The organism is Streptomyces polyasparticus (genome assembly GCF_014493765.1).
Lineage (GTDB): Bacteria > Actinomycetota > Actinomycetes > Streptomycetales > Streptomycetaceae > Streptomyces > Streptomyces polyasparticus.
Genome location: NZ_JACTVJ010000004.1, coordinates 615,999 through 641,755, shown reverse-complemented (window position 1 = coordinate 641,755; position 25,757 = coordinate 615,999). Strand labels below are relative to the sequence as shown.

Genomic DNA, 25,757 nt, shown 5'->3' with positions numbered 1-25,757 from the left:
CGAGCACCCTCCCACGGCCCACGGACGGCCCGGGAACGCGCTCTACGAGGGTGGCAGACGACCTCTGATCCAGAGCTCAGTTCGGTTCGCTGCTGCTTGGCTGTTGTCCGGATTTCGTGGCGAGGAAGCGCGACATGGTCGTTATGCCGACGACCCCCGAGACCACGACTACAAGTGCTGCGACCAAGGGCTGCGAATCGATGTGGTTGTAACCCCAGATTTGCGCTGGCGTGGCGATGATCAGCGGAGCCAGCGTGATGGGCCGACGAACCACGCGTCGGCAGCCATCAAGGAAGGTCACTCCCTGGGCAATTGGTTGCTGGTCTTGGCTGTCGCCCTCTGAGGTGCCCACGGCCGGGACTGTAGTTGAGCGCACCCAACGGCGGAACTCTTCGTCCCGAATCTTTGGCAGGTCGTTCGATGGGGTCTCTTGGGCTGGTCGTGAGGGCTCTGAGGATCAACAGCAAGAGGTGACGGTCGGTGGCGTTGCTGTACTTTTCTGCTGTACGGCAGATGCCGGATGACACACTGAGCGGTATGACCGCACCGCCACGGATCGGCTCCGTCTGGGCTCGGCGCTATCCGGGTTACCCGCAGCACGACTTCGACTTCCGGGTGACTGGGGTGTTCACCCGCGACGATGTCACCTATGTCGAGGTTGAGGAGCTCGGAAGCGGCTCGCCCCGCAGGGGACGGCTTGTGTACATCCTCGACTATGCGGAGCCCGTCAGCAGCGAAGGCAGTCTCTAGACCATGGACGACTCGGATGCCTTTCGCGCAGCAGTCAGGGAGCGCGCGGAGGCCATGCTGGATAGCAACGCCTCACCGTACGACCCAGGGTTGGAGATCTTGGGCCTCGCCAGTCTTACCTCGGCGGGGGACGGCGGCGATGATGCGTGCTACTCGCTCGCGCTCATCTGGGGCGCTCTGACCGATTGGGTAGAGCTCCGACCTGCAGAGACGGATCAAGCGGAGGCGCACATGGCGATTGCTGCCCGCGAATGGCTGTCTGTCGAGGGTGACCGAGGGGCCGAAACCCGGTACTTCGATCGTTGGGTTTACGACATCCTCGGGTACGAGCGTCCGGCTCCGCCCCAGGCGTAGGTACACGGTCTTGAAAACCGTCGTGGCGCAAGTCACCGTGGGTTCAAATCCCACACCCACCGCGCAGGTGAACGGCCTCTGACCAGGTGACACGGTTGGGGGCCGTTGCTATGCCCGCTCCCCGTGGCTGACCGGTCTTCCCCGTGGTTCCCCGCCCGAACGGGCACGAACGGCTACCGCTCCCGTATGCGCCACCACCACCAGCGGCCGGCCGTCCAGTTGTGCATCGGGCCGGGGTCCGGGAGGGTGCGGCGTTCGAACTCGGCATCGATCCGTTCCACCAAGCGGCCCAGATCGGCTCTGGCCCCTCTCGGGAGGTGTTGCAGCGCCACTTCCAGGTCATCTCGGCCATCTTCGATCTCGATACCAGGACTCTCGTAGGGTCCTGTCAGGTATCGTCCCGGCTGCTTGAAGGCCCATTCGAATCGACTGAGCGCATCGGCAACGGCGTTCGGCCACAGGTATTGGGCCTCAACTCGGCGGATCGCTGCCCGGGTTTGCGCGGATACACCAGGTATCCGATGGACTGGAACGTGCTTGGGTGGCCGCCACCGCTCAGCGCGTACGGCCTTCGGGCGCCTACGCGGCATTGCCCTTTCGGTTGACTGTCATGAGCGGCAGTCTGCCACGCGGCTAGATCGCTGCGAAGGTCGGCGTAGCGACTTTGGACTGGAGCTGCCATGGGGCGAGTGATCATGGCCCCTTACGCTGACCGCGATTCGGGCAGTCACTGGACCTGCCCGCAATAGCCCGAATCGGGGCCATGATCTTCGAGGCTCGCCCCATGGTGGCTGTCTAAAGTCGTCGGAGCCGACCGCTCCTTGGCCGACTACAGGTCTCCCCCGATAGCCCCCGTCACCGAGCGCGCCGCCTGCGCGGCCGGCCGGTGGCGAAGACATGGAGGCCGGGCCGCGCATCGAGCGGCGCGCGCCCCGCCGTGCGGGGCGCCTTGATCGAGGTAGAGAAACCTGTAACGGGCTCAGGTGGCGCGCGTCAGCGTGTTCAGGTGATCCAGGTATTCCCGGCCTGCCGCCTCGTCGGCGTAGTCACGATGGACAATGGCTGCCAGTTCTCGGCTGACCATGAGCAGCGATGGCAGGGACTGCCGCTCCGCTGTCAGCGCCAGCTCACCGTAGTTGACGGCCTGCTCCACGTCGCCCTGTCGAGCTGCTACGACCCCAAGGGTGAGCCTTGCCTCGGCCATGCGCATCGGAGCGCGCTCGGTGCCGTCAAAGTCTGTGCTGGCACGGATGACCTCTTGGGCCAAGGTCTCGGCGATGCGGTCCTCACCGAGCAGTCGGTAGCAGTCCATCGCGTAGTAATCGAACTTCGCTGGGTCCACTACGAAGTGGTTGTCCAGGTTTTCCGGGTACGGCATGCCTTCGAGCAGCTTCCGCCCTCGATCAAGGGCTACTTCGGTCTGCCGCCGATCCTTGAGCCTCGCCCACGCCTTGGCTTCCTGGGCCGCAAGTTGGATGGCTACGCCATGGTGCGGGGCCACGTCCGTACCCGCCTGAGATGCCGCGATGATGCCCCGGTAGTCGCCCGTCGTGAGGCAGAACCAAGCCCGCATCTCGTGCGCCCATCCCGCGATCTCGCCGTTCTCGGATTCGTTCGCAAGGGACAGGGCCGCTCGGCGTGTGCTCTCTGCCGCAGGGCGGTCACCCATGTCGTACTCAACGCATTCCACTAGGAGCGCGAGCCATCCGGACAGGGTGAGAACTTCCTTGTGCTGAGCGAGGGTCAGCCGCTGGCCCTGGAGTCCAGCGACCCGCTTGAGCCATTGCCGCCCCTCCGTCACGAGCTGTCCGCTCGGGAGGTACGGGTACTCGGAGCACAGCCGATCGGTGGTGATCCTGAGGGCTTCCAACGTGGAGTTGTCCACGTCGGAGGACTGCAAACGGCTGATGATGTCGAGGGTTTCCATGCCACTCACGGCCACGATTTCGGCGTTGCCATCGCGGCGGCCGGCCGCTGGGAAGAGCGCATGCGTCACCGTGCCGAATACGGCCGCAAGCCGCCGTGGATGACGGACTGATCACGCGTAACCCGTGCCGTGCTCGGTCGGTTCGGGCGCCGAAGGTCGAGCGGCGCAAGGTGGAGCCGTGGTCTCGCGAGCGAGTGCGGGCCGTACGTGAGGGCCTTCCTGACCAGTACCGATTGACCGTGGATCTCGCCTCCGGCTGCGGGCTGCGACAAGGTGAAGTCTTTGGCTTGGCCGTGGACAAGGTGGACTTCCTGAGCGGCATGATCCGCGTTGGCCTTCAGGTCAAGATGATCGGCTCGGAACTCGTCTTCGCACCGCCAAAGGGAGGCAAGATCCGAGACGTACCGCTGGCGGACACGACCGCGACGTTGCTCACGCAGCACATCACCCAACGTCCGCCGCTCGAAGTCACCCTGCCGTGGAAGACCCCGGATGGACCGCCGGTGACTGCCGCGCTGCTCCTCTACACGCGAGAGCACAAGGCGCTGAACCGGAATTACTTCAACATGTACCTCTGGAAGCCTGCCCTCGTCACCGCTGAGGTCATCCCGGAGCGCCAACCGGGGGAGCGGTTCAAGGCGTCCCGCGAGCATGGGATGCACGCGCTCAGGCACTACTACGCCTCGGTGCTCCTCGACGCAGGCGAGAACATCAAGGCCCTCGCTGAGTACCTCGGACACTCGGACCCTGGCTTCACACTCCGCACGTACACGTACCTGATGCCCAACAGCAGTGAACGCGCTCGCCGCGCCATCGATGCCGCCTTGGGTGAGTAGCTGATCAACAACCGCACATCAAACGACCGTGGGCCGCGCCCTCCTCGAAAACGGGGAAGGACACGGCCCACGGCCCATGTACGGCCCAGAGCCTTAGAAACCGGCTCTGACCTGCGTACTTTCTAGATGTCGAAGTACAGCTCGAACTCGTGCGGGTGCGGACGCAGCTGGATCGGGGCGATCTCGTTCGTGCGCTTGTAGTCGATCCACGTCTCGATCAGGTCCGACGTGAAGACGCCGCCCGCCTGCAGGTACTCGTTGTCCTGCTCAAGGGCCTCGAGGACCGCCGGGAGCGAGGTCGGGACCTGCGGGACGCCCGCGTGCTCCTCGGGGGCGAGCTCGTAGAGGTCCTTGTCGATCGGCTCGGCCGGCTCGATCTTGTTCTTGACGCCGTCGAGGCCCGCGAGGAGCAGCGCCGAGAACGCGAGGTACGGGTTCGAGGACGGATCGGGCGCGCGGAACTCGACGCGCTTGGCCTTCGGGTTCGAGCCCGTGATCGGGATACGCATGGCCGCGGAGCGGTTGCGCTGCGAGTAGACCAGGTTGACCGGGGCCTCGAAGCCGGGGACCAGGCGGTGGTACGAGTTCACCGTCGGGTTCGTGAAGGCGAGCAGCGACGGGGCGTGCTTGAGGATGCCGCCGATGTAGTAGCGGGCGGTGTCCGACAGACCCGCGTAACCCGCCTCGTCGTAGAAGAGCGGCGAGCCGCCCTGCCACAGCGACTGGTGGACGTGCATGCCCGAGCCGTTGTCACCGAAGATCGGCTTCGGCATGAAGGTCGCGGTCTTGCCGTTGCGCCACGCGACGTTCTTCACGATGTACTTGAAGAGCATCAGGTCGTCGGCCGCGGCGAGCAGCGTGTTGAACTTGTAGTTGATCTCGGCCTGGCCGGCGGTGCCCACCTCGTGGTGCTGGCGCTCGACCTGCAGACCCTGGCGGTCCAGCTCGAGGGAGATCTCGGCGCGCAGGTCGGCGAAGTGGTCGACCGGCGGGGCCGGGAAGTAGCCGCCCTTGTAACGGACCTTGTAGCCACGGTTGTTCTCGACCGCGCCGGTGTTCCAGGCGCCCGCCTCGGAGTCGATCTCGTAGAGCGACTTGTTGGCGGAGGTCTCGAAGCGCACCGAGTCGAAGACGTAGAACTCGGCCTCGGGGCCGAAGTACGCGGTGTCGGCGATACCCGTGGACGCGAGGTAGGCCTCGGCCTTCTTCGCCACGTTGCGCGGGTCACGGGAGTACTGCTCGCCCGTGATCGGGTCGTGGATGAAGAAGTTGACGTTCAGCGTCTTGTCGCGGCGGAAGGGGTCGACACGGGCGGTCGACAGGTCCGCGCGCAGCGCCATGTCGGACTCGTGGATCGCCTGGAAGCCGCGGATCGACGAACCGTCGAAGGCCAGCTCCTCGTCCGGGTCGAACGCCGCCGCGGGCACCGTGAAGTGCTGCATCACACCCGGCAGGTCGCAGAAGCGGACGTCGACGAACTTCACGTCCTCGTCTGCGATGTACTTCTTGGCGTCGTCGGCGTTCTGGAACATCCAGCTCCTCCTACTCCCGGTCCGGGGTGGAGCCGGGGCTGTCTCGCTGTCGGTGCGGCCAGTGCGGTGGCACACGCTGGACCCGACCATAAGGACGGGGGATTTCTCAAGCATGACCCATTTGTTTCGCGGAAGTTAACCGGCCCGGAGTGACAGGCGTCTCACCGCCCCGCTCCCGCCGTACGGGAAACGGCCTCGCGCCGTACGGGAAGCCACCCGCCCGGTCCCGTACGAAACGGGGCGCAGTACCGTGGACCCGTGGACAACAGGCAAGCAATCGGATCGTGGCTGTCAGGGCCCCGGCAGACCGCCGAGGACATGGGCGTCGAGTTCGGCTACCGCGGCGAGCAGCTGGGTCTGCCCGAGCACGGGCCGGGCTCGATCGCGCGGCCGGGCCGCAGGATCGCCGCCCTCGTCATCGACTGGGCCCTGTGCATGCTGATCGCATACGGCCTGCTCGCGCAGGGTGACACCCAGGCCGCCGGCAACTGGGCCGTGCTCGTCCTGCTCGTGATGAGCGTCCTCACCGTAGGAACCATCGGTTCCACCCCGGGCAAGCGCATCCTCGGCCTGCGGGTCGTCGCCGAGGGCGGCCACCGTCTCGGCATCGGCCGCGTGTTCCTGCGCAGCGTCCTGCTGTGCCTCGCCATCCCGGCCCTCATCTGGGACCGCGACGGCCGCGGCCTGCACGACCGCCTGGTGCGCGCGGTCCAGGTCCGGATCTGACCGACCGCATCCCCTCGGGCATCGGGCCCATGGGCACCGGCATATCGCCGATCAGGGCACACGGAAACGCCGATCAGGGCACACAAAAACGGGGCGCCCGGAACCGAGAAGGTTCCGGGCGCCCCGTTGACGTAGGGAGAGACTCAGCGGCCGTTCTGGCCACCGCGCGGCATCCGCATGCCCTTGGGCATCGGACCCTTCGGGATCGGCATGTTGCTCATCAGGTCGCCCATCGCGCGCAGCCGGTCGTTGGTCGTGGTGACCTGCGGGCCGGTCAGGACGCGGGGGAGCTTGAGCATCGTGGTGCGCAGCTTCTTGAGCGGCACCTGACCCTCTTCGTTGCCCACGATGAAGTCGTGCACCGGAACGTCGTTGACGATCCGCGCCATCTTCTTCTTCTCGGCAGCGAGCAGGCTCTTGACCCGGTTCGGGTTGCCCTCGGCGATCAGTACGATGCCGGCCTTGCCCACCGCCCGGTGGACCACGTCCTGACTGCGGTTCATCGCGACCGCGGGAGTCGTCGACCAGCCACGGCCCACATTGTCCAGAACGGCGGCAGCCGCACCGGGCTGGCCCTCCATCTGTCCGAATGCGGCCCGCTCGGCCCGGCGCCCGAAGACGATCGCCATCGCAAGGAAGGCGAGCACGAAGCCCAGGATGCCGAGATAGATCGGGTGTCCGATCAGGAAGCCGATCCCGAGGAAGACACCGAAGGTGACGATTCCCACTGCGGCAATGATCAGACCGATCTTCGAATCGGCCCGTCGGGTCATTTTGTAAGTGAGAGCGATCTGCTTGAGTCGCCCCGGGTTCGCAGCGCTCGCTGCGTCGTCCTTCCTCGCCATGCTGGGAAGTTTACGTGCCTGGCGGAAGGACTACGACGTGCGGGCTGCGACAGCTGCTTCCAGGACCCGCTGAGTCTCCACGCGGTCCTTCGCGCGACGCCGGTCTTCGAGCACGGACGTCCAGGCGTTGCGGCGGGCGGTGCGCTGTCCGCTGCCGAGCAGCAGCGTCTCCATGGCGCGCAGGGCGTCGGTCACGGACGGGATGGCGGTGGCGCGTACGGGCGCGGCCTGCATGTCGTGGTCCCCCTCGGTCAGGTGCGGCGGCGGGTCTTACGTGGCGTAAGTCCAGGCTCACTGATTGGTGTTACCAGTGCGTGTCCGACCGGTCAAACACGAATGAAGCCTTGACGTGCCTGGTCAAAACCTGACGCGGCCCGTACGGAGCCCCTGCCTGCGGGGATCGTACGGGCCGCGTCTTCACGCCATTACGCGTGAGTAGTTTCTTGTGCGCGAAATCACAAGCGGTGGGAGTGCCGGGGGGATCAGACCGCCTGCGAGGCGATGAAGGCGCCCCGCTTCTCGATCGCCATCTGGTGCAGCCGGCCCGCGCGGTACGAGGAGCGGACGAGCGGACCCGACATGACGCCGGCGAAGCCGATCTCCTCGGCCTCCTCCTTGAGCTCCACGAACTCCTGCGGCTTCACCCAGCGCTCCACGGGGTGGTGCCGCACGGAGGGGCGCAGGTACTGCGTGATCGTGATCAGGTCGCAACCTGCGTCGTGCAGCTGCTGCAGCGCCTCGCTGACCTCTTCGCGGGTCTCGCCCATGCCGAGGATCAGGTTGGACTTGGTCACCAGACCGAAGTCGCGGGCCGCGGTGATGACGCCGAGGGAGCGCTCGTAACGGAAGCCGGGGCGGATCCGCTTGAAGATCCGCGGCACGGTCTCGACGTTGTGCGCGAAGACCTCGGGGCGGGACTCGAAGACCTCCTTGAGGAGCTCCGGGACCGCGTTGAAGTCGGGGGCGAGCAGCTCGACCTTGGTGCGGCCGTCGGCGCGCTCGGCGGTCTGCTGGTGGATCTGGCGCACCGTCTCGGCGTACAGCCAGGCGCCGCCTTCCTCCAGGTCGTCGCGGGCGACGCCGGTGATGGTGGCGTAGTTGAGGTCCATGGTGACCACGGACTCGCCGACACGGCGGGGTTCGTCACGGTCGAGCGCCTCGGGCTTGCCCGTGTCGATCTGGCAGAAGTCACAGCGCCGCGTGCACTGGTCGCCGCCGATGAGGAACGTGGCCTCGCGGTCCTCCCAGCACTCGTAGATGTTGGGACAGCCCGCCTCCTGGCACACGGTGTGCAGACCCTCGCCCTTCACGAGGTTCTGCATCTTCGTGTACTCGGGGCCCATTTTCGCCCGGGTCTTGATCCACTCGGGCTTGCGCTCGATGGGGGTCTGGGAGTTCCGGACCTCCAGGCGCAGCATCTTGCGTCCGTCGGGTGCGACAGCGGACACGTCGGGCTCCCTACAGCTTCGATTCTTCGGCGTACACCAGGGTACGCCCGTTGTTTGTGCGGCCTTGCGTCGAGGGCAACCCCAGGCTGCTCGCCCGCATTCCCTCGTACGGCGGTCAGGCCGGTCGCGGCCGTTCCGTCGGATCGGAGCGGGTCCCCGGCCTGGGCGAGGTGCGGGTCCTAGGCGACCGGCTCGACCTCGCGCGGCTTCAGGTCCGCGTCGCCCAGGATCCTCTGCAGATGCTTCTCGGCGACCGGGAGCACCTCTTCGATGGTGACCTCACGGCCCAGCTCGTACGAGAGGGAGGTGACGCCCGCGTCGCGGATCCCGCACGGGATGATCTTGTCGAAGTTCGAGGTGTCCGGGTTCACGTTCAGCGCGAAGCCGTGCATCGTGACGCCCTTGGCGACGCGGATGCCCATCGCGCAGATCTTGCGGTCCTCGGCGCGCTGGCCGGCGTTGGAGGGCGCGTACTCCGGACCGTTCAGACGGGGGTCGAACTCCGGGTCGGTGGAGCGCGGGTCGAAGTCCAGCGTCAGGCCGCCGAAGCGGGGACGGTCCTCGACCGGGTCGCCGAGCACCCAGACACCGGCGCGGCCCTCGACACGGGAGGTCGTGATGCCGAACTCCGCGCATACGGCGATCATCGCGTCCTCGAGGCGCCGCAGGTGCGCGATGACGTCGACGGGGCGCGGCAGCTTCTGGATGGGGTAGCCCACCAGCTGGCCGGGTCCGTGCCAGGTGATCTTTCCGCCGCGGTCCACGTCGATGACCGGGGTGCCGTCGAGGGGGCGCTCCTCGGGGGCGGTGCGGCGGCCCGCCGTATAGACCGGCGGGTGTTCGAGCAGCAGACAGGTGTCGGGGATCTCGTCCTCGAACCGGGCGGCGTGCACACGGCGCTGCTCGTCCCACGCGACCTGGTAGTCGACCATGTCGGCGCCGAATCCCATCCGGACGAACTGGAACTCGCTCACTGCGGGTGCCTCCCTGTTGCTGCGTCGCGCGGCCGGAGTGACTTGCCTGCAGGCTGCACGTGAATGTCCCGCGAGCAACTGTACGACTCGCGTACGGGTCGGTGCCCTGGGCGGGTGGTCCGGGCCCGCCCGAGGCCCGGAGCGCTGCGGGCGCGCCGACAGAAAGCGTTCCCTCACACGATCGGATGAATACCTCGGTATCCCTCCGACACCCCCTGCCCCAGCCACTACATTCGCGCCGTCCGGCGGCTGGACCCCAGCGCACATGCGGACCGCATACGGCATACACCGCGCTGCGGACGAAGTGAGCCCACACCGACCCGAACCCGCCGCCAGGACCCGATCGGCAGGAGACCGCAGAGCTGATGACGGAACGACCTCCGCAGCGCACCCCCAACCGCCAGCTCGCCGCGCTCATCGCAGAGGCAGGGTTCTCCAATGCCGGTCTGGCCCGCAGGGTCGACCAGCTGGGCCTGGAGCACGGCCTCGATCTGCGCTACGACAAAACCTCCGTGACCCGCTGGCTGCGCGGCCAGCAGCCGCGCGGAACCACCCCCGCGCTGATCGCAGAGGTGTTCACACGCCGTCTCGGCCGCCGGCTCACCGCGCAGGACCTCGGGCTCGACGCCTGTGCTCCCGTCTATGCGGGTCTGGAGTTCGCCGCGACTCCCGAGGAGGCCGTGGACATCGTCAGCGGTCTGTGGCGCAAGGACTCCGGCAGCCATGCCGAGCTGCGGAAGATCGCGTTCACACCGGCCGGTCTCGTCGTGCCCAGCCGTGACTGGCTGATCGGGCGGGCCGACGAGCGCGTCGGCAGGGGAGAGGCGCCTGCCCGGGTGCCCGCGCAGGGGCGGACCGGGGTGCCGCGGCAGCGGCAGCAGACGGAGCGCGGACCCGGCCAGAAGGTCACCAGTGGCGATATCGCCGCCTTACGTTCGGTCGGCGAGCTCTTCCGCGCCCTCGACCATGCGTACGGCGGTGGTCATGCCCGGCAGGCGCTGGTGCGTTATCTGGAGCACGAGGCCGAGCCCATGCTGCGCGGGACGTACAGCGAGAGCGCGGGGCGGCGGCTGTTCGCCGCCGCCGCCGATCTGACCCGGCTCGCCGGCTGGACCTCGTACGACATCGCGGCCCATGGGCTCGCGCAGCGGTACTTCGTGCAGGCGCTGCGGCTTTCGCAGGCGGCGGGTGACCGGGCGTACGGCTCGTATGTGCTGGTGACGATGAGCCGGCAGGCGGTCTATCTCGGGCACGGGCGTGAGGCGGTGCAGCTTGCGCGGGTGGCGCAGCAGGGCATCGGGTCCTCGGCGCCGCCCGTGGTGCAGGCGCTGCTGCACTCGGTCGAGGCGCGGGGGCATGGGGTGCTCGGGGATGTGCGGGCGTGCACGGCCTCGCTCGTACGGGCGGAGCGTGCGCTGGACGGGGCGCGGCCGGGGGACGAAGTGCCGTACTGGGCGCGGTTCTTCGACGAGGCGCAGTTGGCGGACGAGTTCGGGCACTGCCACCGGGATCTGCAGCAGTTCCGTGCGTCCGCGCAGAATGCGGAGCGGTCGTTGCAGTTGCGGGCGCCGGGGTTTGCGCGGTCGCGGCTGTTCTGCCGGGTGGTGCTTGCCACGGCGCGGTTGGGTCTTGGGGAGTTGGACCAGGCCTGTGCGCTGGGGGCGGAGGCGGCTCAGCAGGCGTCGGAGATGCGGTCGGCTCGGGCCGTGGAGTATGTGCGGGACTTCGAGCGGCGGTTGGAGCCGTATCGCGATGCGACGCCTGTACGGGGGTACCGGGACCGGGTGGCGGCGCTGGGCTGAGCCCCCGCTGGGTGACCGGCCGGCCGCAGGCGCACCCCCGCAGAGAGGTCGTACGCGGCAACCCCGCCGTTCACGCCGCCACAGGCGTCGCCTCCTCGGCAGCGACGGGCGCGAGGCCGAAGTCGTGGAGGACCGCGTGGGCCGCGCGGCGGCCGGAGAAGAGGGCGCCCTGGACCGTACTCGTATCGCGGTGGTCGCCGCAGACGTAGAGGCCGGCCAGGAGGCGGACCGGGCGCCGGACGTCGTGGGGGGCGGGCATCGTGGGGACCGCCTCCGGGTCGTGGTGGACGGCGAGCAGGTCCCAGGACGCGGTCGACGTGCCGTAGAGCCGGGCGAGTTGGGCGCGGACCTCGGACTCCGGAGGCGGCGGCCCGAGGACCACCGAGGTGATCAGCGGACGGCCCGCGGGCGCGCGTGAGGGGTCGACCTCGCTCAGGACCGCCGTGTGCGCGATCGGCCCGGATCCGTCGGCGTCCAGGATCAGGGCCGGCTCCGCGAGCGGGGAGTGCGGGGCCGTGTGGTGCAGCACCGTGAGCGGGTGGAAGTCCGGCATGCGCAGGCCGGGGAGGAGCTCCGCGGCCTGCCGTGCGCCGGTGGCCAGTACGACGCCGCGGCACGTGAGTTCGCCGTGCCCGGCCGTACGGACGGAGGTCGTAGATATATCGACGGCCTTCACTCCCGTACGGATCGTGCCGGGCGGGAGGGCCGAAGCGAGCAGTCGCGGCAGGGTCTGTGCGCCGCCCGCGGGGACGCTCAGACGGCCGCGGGCGTAGCCGCGCAGCGCCAGGTCGGCGCAACGGCTGGACGTGGTGAGCGAGGGGTCGCAGAGGAGCGCGGAGAGCAGGGGGCGCAGGAACGTTTCTACCGTGCGGGACGGCAGGCCACGCGACAACAGGGCGTCCAGGGAGGCCTGTTCGGGCCTGGCGAGCAGGCGGTCGAGCGGCGTGGCGGCGAGCCGGGCGAACGCCGCGCCCAGACGCGCCTGGTCGAGCGCTCCGCCGAGCGGCGGACAGCTGCGGCGGGACCGCACCCTGGGGGCGCTCGCGAGGGCGCGCGCCGCGGTGAGTGCGCCCCTCGCGCTCCGGCCGGTGCGCGGACCGAGCCGCAGGCTGGACCTGGGCTCCCAACTGCGCTGCAGGCGGCCCTCGTTGTGCACGAGCACACCCGGCGAGAAGGGGCGCAGTTCGAGCGTGTCGAGGCCGGGCGTGCGGCGCAGCTCCGGATACGAGGTGGAGAGCAGCTGTCCGATACGGTCGAGCCGGAAGCCGTCGATCTGCTCGGTCGCCATCCGCCCGCCCACGTCCGGGGCCGCTTCCACCACGAGGGTGCTCACGCCTGCGCCGGTCAGCTGCAGGGCTGCCGAGAGGCCGGCGACTCCGGCTCCCACGATGATGACGTCGGCGTGGTGCGAGGGCTCCAGCACGAGTGCCTCCCGGGGGTGAGTGGCCGCGGGGGCGTCATGCCCCCAACTCGGGGTGGGGACACCCGAGTTCGGCTCGAAGGTTAGGCCGCGAAGGGTCCGGGTTGTAGTCGCGCGCGGGCAGAGCGTGGTGGCACGGGGTCGCACGGCTGTGCGCCCGAGGGGCACGGAGTGCCTCGGTCATGAGGGCCTGTGGTCGTGAGGCGCTGTGGTCGTGAGGCGCTGTGGTCATGAGGCCCTGTGGTCACGGGGCCCTGCGGTCACGGGGCCCTGTCGTCACGGGGGGCTGGCCATGAGCGGTGCTGGCTGCCGCCCCGCCGCCCTACCACCGGCTGCCGTCCCACACCGCGATACCACCGGCTGCCGCCACACCACCGATGCCGCCCACCGTCGGCTGTCGCCCCACAACCGGCTGCCGCCACACCACCGATGCCGCCCACCGTCGGCTGTCGCCCCACAACCGGCTGCCGCCACACCACCGATGCCGCCCACCGTCGGCTGTCGCCCCACAACCGACTGCCGCCACGCCACCGATGCCGCCCCACCGCCCGCCAACGGAGCGCCACCCCGCCATCCCCGACTAACGCAACGCCGCCCCCACCGCCTCGTCGATCGTCGGGAACGCGAACTTGAAGCCCGAGTCGAGGAGACGGGCAGGAAGGGCGCGCGTGCTGCACAGCACGTCCCCGGCCATCTCGCCGAGGACCACCCGCAGCGCCGGTGCGGGCGCCGTGAACAGGGTCGGGCGGTGCAGCGCGCGGCCCATCGCCGCGGTGACCTCGCGGTTCGTGGCCGGCTCCGGGGCCGTCAGGTTCACCGGGCCCGACAGCTCCGCCGTGTCGATCAGATGGCGCAGCGCGGCCACCTCGTCGTGCAGCGCGATGAAGCTCCAGTACTGCCGGCCGTCGCCCAGACGTCCGCCGAGCCCGGCCTTGAACAGCGGGAACATCCGCCCCCACGCCCCGCCCTTGCGCGCCACGACCAGGCCGCTGCGCGCGAAGACCGTACGGATCCCGGCCTCCACGGCAGGGCCCGCGGCCGCCTCCCACTCCACGCACATGGACGGCAGGAAACCCTCACCCGCGGGCGCGTTCTCGTCGACGGCGCGGTCGCCCGTATCGCCGTAATAGCCGATGGCGCTGCCGTTCACGAAGACCCGCGGCGGTACGTCGAGCGTGGCGATCGCCTCGGCGAGCGCGGCGGTGCCGAGGACGCGGCTGTCGCGCAGCTCCTTCTTGTACGCGGCGGTCCAGCGCCGGTCGCCGACGCCCGCCGCCGCCAGGTTCACCACGGCGTCGCAGCCGGCCAGGCCCGCCGCGTGCACGTACTGGCGCTTGGGGTCCCATTCGGCCTCGTCCGCGGTACGGGGCGGTCTGCGGACCAGACGTACCACCTCATGGCCGTCGGCCTGGAGGGAACGGGTCAGGGCCGTGCCGATCAGGCCGGAGGCGCCGGCCACGGCGATGCGGAGCTGCGACGGCTGGGTCATGGGCCCATCCTGCCCACTGCACGCCGCTCAGGCCACGCCCTGCGCGCCCGGGCGCCTCTGGGCCACTCGCTCGGGCCGCTCGTCCGGGCGACCCTGGGTCACTACTCCGGCCGCGCCCGGGGCCACCCTTGGCCACCCACTCCGGCCGCTCGCCAGACCATGCCCTGCGCGTCCGGGACACGGCCCAGGCCACACCTCGCGCGCTCGGGACACGGCTCAGGCCACACCTCGCGCGCTCGGGACACGGCTCAGGCCACACCTCGCGCGCCCGTACGGGCCCTGCCCTCAGTCGACCAGAACCCGCCCCATCAGCACATCGTCCACGTACTCCCCGTCGAGCAGGAACTCCCCGGGCAGTACCCCCTCGACCCGGAAGCCCTCCGACTCGTACAGGCGCCGGGCCGGGGCGTTGTGCCCGAGCACCCGCAGGGTGATCCGCCGTGCGCCCCGCTCGGCCGCCCAGGCACACGCGGACCGGATGAGGGCCCTGGCCACGCCCTTGCCGCGCGCACGGTCGGCCACCGCGATGCCCTGGATCTGGCGCACATGGAGGTTCGCGGGCAGCGGCGTGGGCGGCACCACCCGGACGTATCCGGCCACCTCGCCATCCACTTCCGCCACCAGGTACTGGTCCGGCTCGTGGCGCGCGTCGAAGAACGGGTCGTCCGGCTGCGGCCTCGGCTGCACCGCGTGCAGCGGCGACCAGGTGTCGTGGTCGATACGGGCGAGTGCGGACTCGTCGGCACGGCGGGCGGAGCGTATGAGGGGCGAGGACATCGGCCCACTGTACGACCGGCTTCCGGCCGTACGGCAGGGGTCCCGTGTACGGCCGGCTTCCGGTCGTACGGCAAGGGCGCGGTGCACGACCGGCTTCCGGCTGTACGGCAGGGGTCGCGTGCATGACCGGCTTCCGGTCGTACGGCAAGGGCGCGGTGCACGACCGGCCTCCGGCCGTACGGCAGGGGTCCGGGGTGCGGGGGACGGCCGCGCGGGTGAGGGTGAAGTGTGACCCGCCGCGCAGCCGACACCGACTCCGGGACCCCATCGGGCTCGGGCCGGCGCAGGCTCGCCGATCTGCTGCTCCCGCCGCCGGAGGACCTGGACGGGACCCTCGGTCTCGACGGGGCGCGTCCGAAGCCCGCGCGCTGGCTGCGCATGCTGCCCCTGGTCCTGATCGCCGCCCTCGTCGTCCTGCAGGAGCTCACCCCGGCCAACTTCGAGCTGGGCTTCCTGCTCGCCGCCACCCCACCGCTCGCCGCTCTCGCCTACGGCCCCGCAGCGACCATGCTCTTCGGCGTCCTCGTCGTGGTGCTGCTCACGCTGCCGGGCCTGCGCTGGGAGCACCCCGGCAACGGGGACGCCCTCACCGTCACCTTCGTCGCCCTGCTCAGCGTGGTCATCGCCTGGGTGCGCAGCCGGCGCGACGCCCAGCTCGTGACGGTGCGCACGGTGGCCGAGGCCGCGCAGCTCGCGGTGCTGCCGCCACTGCCGCCCCAGGTGGGTGCCGTGCGGTGTGCGGCGCTCTACCGTGCGGCGCAGCGGGGCGCGCTGCTCGGCGGCGATCTGTACGACGTACGGCAAGGTCCGCACGGCGTACGGGCGTTGGTGGCCGATGTGCAGGGGCACGGGCTCGCGGCGGTGGGCACGGTGGTGGCGCTGCTCGGGGCGTTCCGCGAGGCGGTGCTCGACGAGCCGGGCCTGCAGGGCGTCGCCGAGCGTCTCGACCGGCGGCTCGTGGTGGACTCCGAGGGCGTGGAGCACGGGGAGCTGTTCGCCACCGCGATGCTTCTGGAGTTCCCGCCGGAGGGCTCTTCCGTACGGGTCCTGTCGTGCGGCCATCCCGCTCCGCTGCTGCTGCGGGGCGGCACGGTGGGCGAGCTCCCCGTGGTGCCGGGGGCGCCGCTCGGCCTCGACCTGGCGGCGTACGCGCCGCCGCCGGTGCTGAGCCTGACCCTGCTGCCCGGGGACCGGCTTCTCGTCCACACGGACGGGGTGACCGAGGCGCGGGACGCGACGGGGGAGTGCTATCCGCTGGCGGAACGGCTGCCGGGGATCACCGCGGCCGGACCCGAGGCACTGGTGGAAGCGGTCTGGCGCGACGTCTCCGGGTTCGCACCCGAGATCAGGGACGACGTGGCGATGCTGCTCCTGTCCCGGGTCAGGTGACGCGCGGGGCAGGGCGTACGACCTCTCGGCTCACTCCTCCGCGAACCGTTCCCACAGCCGCGGAAAGTACCGCGCGAGCGCCGCGTCGTCCTCGAAGTCGATCGGCGTACCCTCCGGCTCGGCGGGCGCCGCCGGGATGCCGAGGTCCGGTGCGACCACCCCGGTCAGCTGCTCGTACGCCTCGTCGGCCGCGTACCCCAGCTCCTCGCCGTCCCCGTCGATCTCGTCGTCGAACTCGTCGAGCAGCTCGGCGAGCGAGTCGGGATCGTGCAGCGCCCCCTCGAAGACCTCGCGCCCCTGGCCGATCAGCCAGCACCGGAAGTAGTCGAAGGCGTCGTCGCTGGCCCCGTCGAGCAGCACGCTCGCCGCGCCCCACAGGTCCCAGCGGTACGCGCGGTTGTAGCGCGCCTCGAAATGGCGGGCGAAGTCGAGCACGGACTCCGGGTCGAGCTGAAGGAGCCGCTCCACGAGCAGCTCTGCGTGGTCCTCGGGGTCGCCCTCGGCGGCCTCGCGGGTGGTGTCGATCAGCTCCCAGAACTCCGTCTCGTCCATCACGGGTCAAGCATCGGCCCTGCCGCGTGGGGACGCACGCGGAGTGCCGGTCTTGTTATCCGTGAACGGTTCGGGAAACCGGGCAAAGTGCCGTGGAAAGCCGGACAGAAGGTGTCCGGTTTGGCTGTCACGCTCCACGTATGCAGACAACGCCTTCGCAGACCTCGCTCTCGCAGACCTCGCCTTTGGAGACCTCGCCCTCGCAGACACAGCAGGACCTGGCCGGAAAGATCGCACTCGTGGCGGGCGCGACCCGCGGCGCGGGCCGCACCATCGCCGTCGAACTCGGGCGCGCCGGCGCCACCGTCTACGTCACGGGACGCACGACCCGTACCAGCGTCAGCGAGGTGGGCCGCTCCGGCGAGACCATCGAGGAGACCGCGGATCTGGTCACGGAGGCGGGCGGCAAGGGGATCGCCGTGCCCACCGACCACCTCGACCCCGACCAGGTGCGGGCCCTGGCCGAGCGGATCGACCGCGAGCAGGGGCGGCTCGACATCCTGGTCAACGACGTCTGGGGCGGCAACTACCTGCTCGACTTCGACACGAAGATGTGGGACGTCGACCTGGAGCGCGGCCTGCGCATGCTGGACCTCGGCGTTCGCACGCACCTCATCACGAGCAACATCGCGCTGCCGCTCCTCGTACGGAACCCCGGCGGCCTGGTCGTGGAGCTCACCGACGGCACGGCCGAGGCGAACCGGGAGATCATGCCCGCGCGCAATCTCTACTACGACCTCGCCAAGAACGCGCCGATCCGCATGGCCTACCTCCTGGGCGAGGAGCTCAGGGACGCGGGCTGCAGCGCGGTGGTGGTCACGCCCGGGTTCATCCGCTCCGAGGAGATGCTCGACGCGTTCGGGCTCACCGAGGAGACCTGGCGCGAGGGCATCGAGCACCAGGAGCACTGGGATCTGTCCGAGACGCCCGTGTACGTGGCGCGTGGCATCGCGGCCCTTGCGGCCGACCCGGACCGCGCGCGCTGGACCACGCAGTCCCTGTCCAGCGGGCAGCTGGCCCGCACGTACGGGGTGACCGACGTGGACGGCAGCCGTCCCGACTTCTGGGCGTTCTACGCGGCGCAGAAGGCGGGGGAGGAGCCGCAGAGCGCGGACTACCGCTGACGGCCGGTCCCGGGCCGTGCATGCGGCGCTACGAGGAGGACGGCCCGCTCCGGCCGTCTTCCTCACGCATGCGTTCGCCTTCCGCGGCCACGGCCACGGCACCGTCTCCCTCACGCACGCCTTCGCCCTCCGCGGCCACGGCACCGTCCTCGTCACGCACGCTTTCGCCTCCCGCGGCCACGGCACCGTCCCCCTCGTACAGCCGCAGCATCTCCCGCGCCCCCGCCACGAACCGCTCCCGCAGCCCGCTCGGCGCCAGGACCTCCACCTCCGGTCCAAGCACGACGAGTTGGGTGTACGCGACATCGGGCGACTCGACGGCCAGCGTCACCGTCACCCACCCTGTCCCATCGGGCTCACCGGCGGTCGCCAGCGCCTCGGCCGCCGCCTGCTTGTCGGTCACGTGCGGAAGCCGCCGTACACCCTGCTCGGAGAGCCGCAGCCGCACCTCGGCCCGCAGGATCGAGCGCGCGAACTCCGCCGCGCGCTCCTCCCAGAACGCGGGCAGATCGAACCTCTCGTCCCGCTCGAAGTGCTCGTCGGCGACGGACACATGGGTGAAGCGCTCGATCCGGTACACCCGGTATCCCGCCTCCGGCACCCGCGCGCACAGGTACCAGACACCGGCCTTCAGGACGAGGCCGTACGGCTCCAACTCCCGTTCCACCTCGGCGTCCTGGCGCCCGTAGCGGGCCCTGAGCGGCCGGTCGTCCCAGACGGCCTCGGCGATCGCGGGGAGCAGCTCGGGCGTCTGCGGCTCGTGGTACCAGCCGGGGGCGTCGAGATGGAAGCGCTGTGCGGCGTTCTGCGAGGCGTCCCGCAGCGAGGGGAGCAGCGCCGCCGACACCTTGAGCCGGGCGGCCGATGCGGTGTCCTCCAGGCCCATCTCGCGCAGCGCGCCCGGCACCCCGGACAGGAACAACGCCTCCGCCTCGCTGCGTGCCAGCCCGGTCAGCCGCGTCCGGTACCCGCCGATCAGCCGGTACCCGCCGAGCCGCCCCCGGTCCGAGTACACGGGGATCCCGGCCTCGGCAAGCGCCTGCGCGTCCCGGGTCACCGTCCGCTCGGACACCTCCAGCTCGCGCGCGAGTTCGGCGGCGGTCATGGACGGGCGGGACTGGAGCAGGAGGACCATCTTGATCAGGCGGGCGGCGCGCATGGGGCTCAGGGTGCCATGCGGACGGCCCGCGGCGGTGCAGCGGCCGTCCGGTGCGGTCGTCCTGTGCAACAGTGCTGCTTCAACTGGCCTTGGGTGCACGCGAGTTCGGCGATGCTCGGCGAGTGCGGCCCATACTGGGGGAAGTGGCGGATGCGTCCGGGGAGGGTGCTCATGCGGGGAGCGTTACTCGGCGGCAGGTTCCGGCTGGCACGGCGGATCGGCAAGGGCGGGATGGGCTCGGTCCGGGAGGCCGTCGACGAGCACATGCAGCGCCCCGTGGCCGTCGAACTCGTCACCGAAGTGCCCGGGATGGACGAGCGCGAGACGGCCGTGCGCTTTCGCCGTGAGTGCGCGCGGTCGCGGAGCTCGCGCGCGAAGTTCGTCGGGGACACGCTGCGGATGGGCGGCCTGACGGGATCCGGCGGCGGATTCGGGATGTACGGGTACATGGCGCCGGAGCAGATCCGCGGCGGCCGGCCGGTCGATCACTGCGCCGACCTGTACGCGCTGGGCTGCGTCCTGCACTTCCTGCTCGCCGGACGTCCGCCCTTCACGGGCACCAACGCGGCCTCGATCGGCCACGCGCAACTGCACGAACCTCTCGTACCCGTACGGCAGTCGGCGCCGCACGTCGCCGAGGGTCCGGACGCCTCCGTCACCGCCCTGATGGCGCGGGAGCCGGCCCACCGGCCGCAGCCGGCGGCCGAGGCGAACGCGCGGGCCGACGAGGAGTACGAGGAGTCCCGCCAGGAACTGGCCGAACTCGACCTGCGCCGCAAGGAGATACGGCACCAGCTGAGCCGGCTGCGTGACCAGCTCGGTGCGGTGCTCCGTACGCCGGGCGATCCCCGTGCTGCCCGCACGGCGGCTCAACTCGCCGATATCCACACCATGCTGACGCTGCTCACCATGGGAGGCGGCGGCACCCCGGCGAGGGACGGCGCCGCCGTACAGCAGCAGTCGTGACCAAAGGCGGCGGCCCGCACCCCTCTCCAGGGAGGGATGCGGGCCGCCGTCGGGCGTCGAGCGGGCTCAGAGGCCGTCGGTCAGCGGGCTCAGAGCCCGTAACGCTCCCGCGCTTCCTTGACCGCGGAGGCCGGCACCTCGCCGCGGCGGGCGAGCTGGGCCAGGGCGGCGACCACGATGGACTCGGCGTCGATGCCGAAGTGGCGACGGGCCGCGTCACGCGTGTCCGAGAGGCCGAAGCCGTCGGCGCCGAGCGAGGTGTAGTCCTGCTCGACCCACTGCGCGATCTGGTCCGGGACTTGGCGCATGTAGTCGCTGACCGCGAGCACCGGGGTGCTGATGCCGTCGAGCGCCTTGCGCAGGTACGGGGTGCGCTCCTCGCCGCGCAGGATGGCGGCGTCCGCCTCCAGGGCGTCACGGCGCAGCTCGGTCCACGAGGTGGCCGACCAGACGTCCGCGGCCACGCCCCACTCCTCGGCGAGCATCTTCTGGGCCTTGAGGGTCCAGTGGATGGCCGTACCGGCGCCGAGCAGCTGGATGCCGGGCGCGTTCGCGGGGACGTTCACACCGGCCGACTCGGCGGTGTTGAAGCGGTACAGGCCGCGCACGATGCCCTCGTCGACGCCCGAGGGCTTCGCGGGCTGCGGCATCGGCTCGTTGTAGACGGTCAGGTAGTAGAAGACGTCCTCGGGGTTCTCCCCGTACATCCTCTTCAGACCGTCCTTGACGATCGCCGAGACCTCGTACGCGAACGCCGGATCGTAGGTGAGCGCCGCCGGGTTGGTGGCCGCGATCATCGGCGAGTGGCCGTCGGCGTGCTGCAGGCCCTCACCGGTCAGGGTCGTACGACCGGCGGTGGCACCGATGAGGAAGCCCTTGCCGAGCTGGTCGGCGAGCTGCCACATCTGGTCGGCCGTGCGCTGCCAGCCGAACATCGAGTAGAAGATGTAGAACGGGATCATCGTCTCGCCGTGCGTGGAGTACGCGGTGGACGCGGCGATGAAGTCGGCCATCGAACCGGCCTCGGTGATCCCCTCGTTGAGGATCTGGCCGTCCTTGGCCTCGCGGTAGTACATCAGCTGGTCGCGGTCGACCGGCTCGTACGTCTGGCCCTTGGGCGAGTAGATGCCGAGCGACGGGAAGAGCGACTCCATACCGAAGGTACGGGCCTCGTCCGGGACGATCGGCACCCAGCGCTTGCCGGTCTCCTTGTCCCGCATCAGGTCCTTGACCAGGCGCACGAACGCCATGGTCGTGGCCACCGACTGCGAGCCGGAGCCCTTGTCGAAGGACGTGAAGGCCTTCTCGGACTGGGCGGGCAGCGCACCGACGGCGTGCATACGACGGGTCGGGGCCGGACCGCCGAGCGCGGCGCGGCGCTCGTGCAGGTAGCGGACCTCGGGGGAGTCGGCGCCCGGGTGGCCGTAGGGCACCTGGCCGTCGGCGAACTGGCTGTCGCTGATGGGCAGTTCGAGAAGGTCACGCATGTTCTTGAACTCGTCGTTCGTGAGCTTCTTCATCTGGTGGTTCGCGTTCTTCGACGCGAAGCCCTCACCGAGGGTGAAGCCCTTGACGGTCTGCGCCAGGATCACGGTCGGCGCGCCCTTGTGGGCGAGCGCGGCCTTGTACGCGGCGTAGACCTTGCGCGGCTCGTGGCCGCCACGCGAGAGGTGGAAGCACTCGAGGATCTTGTCGTCGGAGAGCAGCTTCGCCATCTCGACGAGCGCCGGGTCCTTGCCGAAGAAGTCCTCGCGGATGTACGCGGCGTCACGGGTCTGGTACGTCTGCACCTGGGCGTCCGGCACCTCGCGGATGCGCCGGACCAGGGCGCCCGTGGTGTCGAGCTGGAAGAGCTCGTCCCAGGCGTTGCCCCACAGGGACTTCACGACGTTCCAGCCGGCGCCGCGGAACTGGGCCTCCAGCTCCTGCACGATCTTGAAGTTGGCGCGCACCGGGCCGTCGAGGCGCTGCAGGTTGCAGTTGATGACGAAGGTCAGGTTGTCCAGACCCTCGCGGCTCGCGAGTGCGAGTGCCGCGGTCGACTCGGGCTCGTCCATCTCGCCGTCACCGAGGAACGCCCACACGTGCGACTGCGAGACGTCCTTGATGCCGCGGTTGGTCAGGTAGCGGTTGAAGCGCGCCTGGTAGATCGCGGAGAGCGGGCCGAGACCCATGGAGACCGTCGGGAACTCCCACAGCCACGGCAGACGGCGCGGGTGCGGGTACGACGGGAGGCCCTTGCCGCCGGCCTCCTGGCGGAAGTGGTCGAGATGCGACTCGTCGAGCCGGCCGTCGAGGAACGCGCGGGCGTAGATGCCGGGCGACGCGTGACCCTGGACGTAGATCTGGTCGCCGGAGCCGTCCTGCTCCTTGCCCCGGAAGAAGTGGTTGAAGCCGGTCTCGTACAGCCAGGCCGCGGACGCGAAGGTCGCGATGTGGCCGCCGACGCCGTACTTGCTGCCCCGGGTCACCATCGCGGCCGCGTTCCAGCGGTTCCACGCGGTGATCCTGCGCTCCATCTCCTCGTCGCCGTCCACAGAGGGCTCGGCGGAGGTGGGGATGGTGTTGACGTAATCCGTCTCCAGCAGACGGGGGAGGGCGAGGCCCGCCTCCTCGGCGTGCTGGAGGGTGCGGCGCATCAGGTACTCGGCGCGGTGCGCACCGGCGTGCTCGCTCACCGCGTCCAGGGAAGCCGCCCACTCGGCGGTCTCCTCGGGGTCGCGGTCCGGCAGCTGGTCGAGCTGGCTCGGGAGCTTGCCTACGGGGTCGGTCATGTTCGCCGCCTTCCGGACAGGATCTCCTCCTGTCCGCGCGGCCGGTGGTCGGCCGCGCGTCAGGAGAGACGGGGTGTTGATGGGCCCTGACTGGCAGGACAGGGCGAGGACTGTGTGCAGTCCGCCGTCGAGAGTAAGCGCCTGATCGATGATCGATCAAAGCGTTGAAGGCAAAAACTTCTCGATAACGAGAAGTCGGCACGGGGTGTCAGCTTGACGGGCACGCCGTGCCGGGCATATGGGACATCCGGGGCGCTACTTTGGGGGCGCTCAGGCGCAGTTGAGCAGGTCAGGTCGTATCTCGTGCGCGGCGGCTCACTCGGTGGCAGGCGCCGGAGCGCATCCCAGGACGTGCTGCTTGACCAGCACCCCGATGTCCGGGTCCCGGTTCTTGAACGCCTCGACGAGCGCCTGGTGCTCCTCCGCGTACGACTGCTGCACGGTCCCGAGCCACCGGATCGACAGGGCTGTGAAGACCTCGATCCCGAGGCCCTCCCAGGTGTGCAGCAGCACCGAGTTCCCGGCGGCCCGCACCATCTCCCGGTGGAAGGCCACGGTGTGCCGCACCTGCCCCGTCCCGTCCGCCTCGCGGTCGGCCACGTACAGGGCGGCCACATGAGGCTCCAGGGCCGAGCAGTCCGCCGCCAGCTTCTCGGCCGCGAGCTCCGCGGCGATCTGCTCCAGACCCGCGCGTACGGGGTAGGACTCCTCCAGATCGGCGGCTGAGAGATTCCGCACGCGGACACCCTTGTTGGGCGCCGACTCGATCAGGCGCAGGGACTCCAGCTCGCGCAGCGCCTCGCGTACGGGCGTCTGGCTGACCTCCAGCTCGACGGCGATGCGGCGCTCCACGATCCGCTCGCCGGGCTGCCAGCGACCGCTCACGATGCCTTCCACGATGTGCTCGCGGATCTGCTCGCGCAGCGATTGGACGACAGGCGCGGTCATGCGGTGGCTCCTTCTGCGAGGGCGCGAACCCTGCGTGCGCGGGCTCGACTCCCAAACAATACGGCTGCGCCCCCGCCCGGAAACCTCCGGACGGGGGCACAGATGGCACTGAGTGACGAGCCTTACACGGCGGTCACCCGAAATGAGCCGATCACAGGCCGAGCTCGACCTCGAACTCGCCGGCCTCGAGGATCTGCTTGACCGTGGTCAGGTAGCGGGCGGCGTCCGCGCCGTCCACCAGACGGTGGTCGTACGACAGGGTCAGGAAGACCATGTCGCGGATGGCGATCGTCTCGCCGAGGTCCGGGTGGTTGATGACCACGGGACGCTTGACGGTGGCGCCGATGCCGAGGATGCCGACCTGGTTCGGGGGCACGATGATCGTGTCGAACAGGGCGCCGCGCGAACCGGTGTTGGAGATGGTGAAGGTCGCACCGGACAGCTCGTCCGGGGTGATCTTCGACGCGCGGACCTTGCCGGCGAGGTCGGCCGTGGCCTTGGAGATACCGGCCAGGTTGAGGTCGCCCGCACCCTTGATGACCGGAGTCATCAGACCCTTCTCGGAGTCCACCGCGATACCGATGTTCTCGGTGTCGAAGTAGGTGATGGTGCCCTCGTCCTCGTTGATCCGGGCGTTGACGACCGCGTGGGCCTTCAGCGCCTGGGCAGCGGCCTTGACGAAGAACGGCATCGGGGACAGCTTGACGCCCTCACGGGCGGCGAAGGAGTCCTTGGCCGCGGCGCGCAGCTTCATGATCTTGGTGACATCCACCTCGATCACGGAGGACAGCTGGGCCTGGCCGTGCAGCGCCTTCATCATGTTGTCGCCGATGACCTTGCGCATGCGGGTCATCTTGACGGTCTGACCACGCAGCTCGGAGGCCTGGATGGCCGGAGCCTTCGCGGCGGCCGGAGCAGCGGCGGCGGGAGCGGCAGCGGCCGGAGCGGCGGCCTTCGCGGCCTCCGCGGCGGCGATGACGTCCTGCTTGCGGATACGGCCGCCGACGCCGGTGCCCTTGACCGAGGAGAGGTCCACACCGTTCTCGGAGGCGAGCTTGCGCACCAGCGGGGTGACGTACGCACCGTCGTCGGCGGGCTGGACGGCGGCGGGCGCGGCCGGAGCCGGAGCGGCCGGAGCCACGGGCGCGGGCGCCGGAGCGGCCGGAGCCGGGGCGGCGGCCTGCGGGGCCGGGGCAGCGGGAGCCGGGGCGGCAGCCGGAGCCGGAGCCGGAGCGGCGGGCGCCGGAGCCGGGGCGGCGGGCGCCGGAGCCGGGGCGGCGGGGGCGGCCGGGGCAGCCGGAGCGGCACCCGGTGCACCGATGACGGCGAGCTTGGCGCCGACCTCGGCGGTCTCGTCCTCACCGACCGTGATCTCGAGCAGCACACCGGCGACCGGCGACGGGATCTCGGTGTCGACCTTGTCCGTGGAGACCTCGAGCAGTGGCTCGTCGGCCTCGACGGACTCGCCGACCTCCTTGAGCCAGCGGGTCACGGTGCCCTCGGTGACCGACTCGCCCAGGGCGGGCAGGGTCACGTCGGTGCCCGTGGCGCCACCGGCCGGCGCGGCGGCGGGAGCGGCCGGAGCCGGAGCGGCGGGGGCCTCGGCCTGCGGGGCCGGAGCCTCCTGGGCCGGGGCGGGCGCGGCGGGAGCCTCGGCCTGAGCCGGGGCGGGGGCGGCAGCGGGGGCGCCGCTGCCGTCGTCGATCAGGGCCAGCTCGGCGCCGACCTCGACCGTCTCGTCCTCGGCGACCTTGATGGACGCGAGGATGCCCGCGGCAGGCGAGGGGATCTCGGTGTCGACCTTGTCGGTCGACACCTCGAGCAGCGGCTCGTCGGCCTCGACGCGCTCGCCCTCGGCCTTCAGCCAACGGGTGACAGTGCCCTCGGTGACGCTCTCGCCGAGCGCCGGAAGGGTTACGGAAACCGCCATGGTTTCTGTTGCTCCTTACGAAATTGCGGAAGTTT

Annotated in this window: 22 protein-coding genes and 1 tRNA gene; 8 read left to right on the top strand and 15 right to left on the bottom strand. The window is 70.2% G+C overall.

Going from position 1 to position 25,757, the window contains the following annotated elements; all coding sequences use genetic code 11:
* Positions 1-76 precede the first annotated feature (76 nt).
* Positions 77-352, bottom strand: coding sequence for a hypothetical protein (locus H9Y04_RS07210; RefSeq protein WP_187812816.1), 276 nt, complete (start codon positions 350-352; stop codon positions 77-79).
* A 185-nt stretch (positions 353-537) separates the two neighbouring features.
* Between H9Y04_RS07210 and H9Y04_RS07205 the strand changes: the two genes are divergently transcribed.
* Entirely contained in the window at positions 538-750 is a 213-nt protein-coding gene (locus tag H9Y04_RS07205) for a hypothetical protein (protein WP_187812815.1), read from the top strand.
* A gap of 301 nt (positions 751-1,051) precedes the next feature.
* Positions 1,052-1,166: transfer RNA gene (locus H9Y04_RS07200), tRNA-OTHER, on the top strand.
* A 917-nt stretch (positions 1,167-2,083) separates the two neighbouring features.
* Here the strand turns inward: H9Y04_RS07200 and H9Y04_RS07190 are convergent.
* Positions 2,084-3,100: an NsdA family TPR-like regulatory protein gene (locus H9Y04_RS07190; RefSeq protein WP_236070610.1), complete on the bottom strand. Its 1,017-nt coding sequence runs from the start codon at positions 3,098-3,100 to the stop codon at positions 2,084-2,086.
* 26 nt (positions 3,101-3,126) lie between these two features.
* Here H9Y04_RS07190 and H9Y04_RS07185 point away from each other — a divergent pair, with 26 nt between their 5' ends.
* The gene (locus H9Y04_RS07185) at positions 3,127-3,867 is read left to right on the top strand and encodes a tyrosine-type recombinase/integrase (RefSeq protein WP_308800885.1); all 741 of its coding nucleotides are present in this window, start codon (positions 3,127-3,129) and stop codon (positions 3,865-3,867) included.
* A 122-nt stretch (positions 3,868-3,989) separates the two neighbouring features.
* Here H9Y04_RS07185 and glnA read toward each other — a convergent pair whose 3' ends face one another.
* Positions 3,990-5,399, bottom strand: a complete 1,410-nt coding sequence (glnA, locus tag H9Y04_RS07180) for a type I glutamate--ammonia ligase (protein WP_187812814.1) — start codon at positions 5,397-5,399, stop codon at positions 3,990-3,992.
* Positions 5,400-5,657: 258 nt separating this feature from the next.
* Here glnA and H9Y04_RS07175 point away from each other — a divergent pair, with 258 nt between their 5' ends.
* A complete protein-coding gene (locus tag H9Y04_RS07175) occupies positions 5,658-6,125 on the top strand; it encodes an RDD family protein (protein ID WP_187812813.1) in 468 nt (155 codons plus the stop codon).
* Between the two features lie 143 nt (positions 6,126-6,268).
* Here H9Y04_RS07175 and H9Y04_RS07170 read toward each other — a convergent pair whose 3' ends face one another.
* The 4 genes from H9Y04_RS07170 to lipB form a co-directional block, all read right to left on the bottom strand.
* Positions 6,269-6,970 carry a DUF4191 domain-containing protein gene (locus H9Y04_RS07170; RefSeq protein WP_187812812.1) on the bottom strand — a complete coding sequence of 234 codons (702 nt, stop codon included), beginning with the start codon at positions 6,968-6,970 and terminating at the stop codon, positions 6,269-6,271.
* A gap of 30 nt (positions 6,971-7,000) precedes the next feature.
* On the bottom strand, positions 7,001-7,204 hold the full coding sequence (locus H9Y04_RS07165; protein ID WP_187812811.1) for an SCO2195 family GlnR-regulated protein: 204 nt from the start codon (positions 7,202-7,204) through the stop codon (positions 7,001-7,003).
* Positions 7,205-7,452: 248 nt separating this feature from the next.
* A complete protein-coding gene (lipA, locus tag H9Y04_RS07160; protein WP_187812810.1) occupies positions 7,453-8,418 on the bottom strand; it encodes a lipoyl synthase in 966 nt (321 codons plus the stop codon).
* Positions 8,419-8,597: 179 nt separating this feature from the next.
* Positions 8,598-9,392 (bottom strand): lipoyl(octanoyl) transferase LipB, encoded by a 795-nt coding sequence (gene lipB / locus H9Y04_RS07155; RefSeq protein WP_187812809.1) that lies wholly within the window; start codon positions 9,390-9,392, stop codon positions 8,598-8,600.
* A gap of 365 nt (positions 9,393-9,757) precedes the next feature.
* Here lipB and H9Y04_RS07150 point away from each other — a divergent pair, with 365 nt between their 5' ends.
* The gene (locus H9Y04_RS07150) at positions 9,758-11,194 is read left to right on the top strand and encodes an NsdA family TPR-like regulatory protein (protein WP_187812808.1); all 1,437 of its coding nucleotides are present in this window, start codon (positions 9,758-9,760) and stop codon (positions 11,192-11,194) included.
* A 70-nt stretch (positions 11,195-11,264) separates the two neighbouring features.
* On the opposite strand, the gene H9Y04_RS07145 is transcribed toward H9Y04_RS07150, so the two are convergent.
* The 3 genes from H9Y04_RS07145 to H9Y04_RS07135 all read right to left on the bottom strand — a co-directional run bounded on the left by H9Y04_RS07145 (position 11,265) and on the right by H9Y04_RS07135 (position 14,880).
* Positions 11,265-12,617, bottom strand: a complete 1,353-nt coding sequence (locus H9Y04_RS07145; protein WP_187812807.1) for an NAD(P)/FAD-dependent oxidoreductase — start codon at positions 12,615-12,617, stop codon at positions 11,265-11,267.
* A 577-nt stretch (positions 12,618-13,194) separates the two neighbouring features.
* Positions 13,195-14,103 carry a TIGR01777 family oxidoreductase gene (locus tag H9Y04_RS07140; protein WP_187812806.1) on the bottom strand — a complete coding sequence of 303 codons (909 nt, stop codon included), beginning with the start codon at positions 14,101-14,103 and terminating at the stop codon, positions 13,195-13,197.
* Between the two features lie 285 nt (positions 14,104-14,388).
* On the bottom strand, positions 14,389-14,880 hold the full coding sequence (locus tag H9Y04_RS07135; protein ID WP_187812805.1) for a GNAT family N-acetyltransferase: 492 nt from the start codon (positions 14,878-14,880) through the stop codon (positions 14,389-14,391).
* Positions 14,881-15,258: 378 nt separating this feature from the next.
* Here H9Y04_RS07135 and H9Y04_RS07130 point away from each other — a divergent pair, with 378 nt between their 5' ends.
* Positions 15,259-16,269: a PP2C family protein-serine/threonine phosphatase gene (locus H9Y04_RS07130; RefSeq protein WP_187813076.1), complete on the top strand. Its 1,011-nt coding sequence runs from the start codon at positions 15,259-15,261 to the stop codon at positions 16,267-16,269.
* Positions 16,270-16,299: 30 nt separating this feature from the next.
* Here H9Y04_RS07130 and H9Y04_RS07125 read toward each other — a convergent pair whose 3' ends face one another.
* Positions 16,300-16,821 carry a DUF4240 domain-containing protein gene (locus H9Y04_RS07125; RefSeq protein ID WP_187813075.1) on the bottom strand — a complete coding sequence of 174 codons (522 nt, stop codon included), beginning with the start codon at positions 16,819-16,821 and terminating at the stop codon, positions 16,300-16,302.
* Positions 16,822-16,961: 140 nt separating this feature from the next.
* On the opposite strand from H9Y04_RS07125, the gene H9Y04_RS07120 reads away from it, so the two are divergent.
* A complete protein-coding gene (locus H9Y04_RS07120; protein ID WP_187812804.1) occupies positions 16,962-17,945 on the top strand; it encodes an SDR family oxidoreductase in 984 nt (327 codons plus the stop codon).
* Positions 17,946-17,973: 28 nt separating this feature from the next.
* On the opposite strand, the gene H9Y04_RS07115 is transcribed toward H9Y04_RS07120, so the two are convergent.
* The gene (locus H9Y04_RS07115; protein WP_187812803.1) at positions 17,974-19,104 is read right to left on the bottom strand and encodes a helix-turn-helix transcriptional regulator; all 1,131 of its coding nucleotides are present in this window, start codon (positions 19,102-19,104) and stop codon (positions 17,974-17,976) included.
* A gap of 171 nt (positions 19,105-19,275) precedes the next feature.
* Here H9Y04_RS07115 and H9Y04_RS07110 point away from each other — a divergent pair, with 171 nt between their 5' ends.
* Positions 19,276-20,070, top strand: a complete 795-nt coding sequence (locus H9Y04_RS07110; protein WP_187812802.1) for a protein kinase domain-containing protein — start codon at positions 19,276-19,278, stop codon at positions 20,068-20,070.
* Positions 20,071-20,159: 89 nt separating this feature from the next.
* Here the strand turns inward: H9Y04_RS07110 and aceE are convergent, their stop codons facing one another.
* The 3 genes from aceE to sucB all read right to left on the bottom strand — a co-directional run bounded on the left by aceE (position 20,160) and on the right by sucB (position 25,722).
* Entirely contained in the window at positions 20,160-22,844 is a 2,685-nt protein-coding gene (gene aceE / locus H9Y04_RS07105; protein WP_187812801.1) for a pyruvate dehydrogenase (acetyl-transferring), homodimeric type, read from the bottom strand.
* A gap of 315 nt (positions 22,845-23,159) precedes the next feature.
* Positions 23,160-23,792 (bottom strand): GntR family transcriptional regulator, encoded by a 633-nt coding sequence (locus tag H9Y04_RS07100; protein WP_187812800.1) that lies wholly within the window; start codon positions 23,790-23,792, stop codon positions 23,160-23,162.
* A gap of 151 nt (positions 23,793-23,943) precedes the next feature.
* Positions 23,944-25,722, bottom strand: coding sequence for a 2-oxoglutarate dehydrogenase, E2 component, dihydrolipoamide succinyltransferase (gene sucB / locus H9Y04_RS07095; RefSeq protein WP_187812799.1), 1,779 nt, complete (start codon positions 25,720-25,722; stop codon positions 23,944-23,946).
* Positions 25,723-25,757 lie beyond the last annotated feature (35 nt).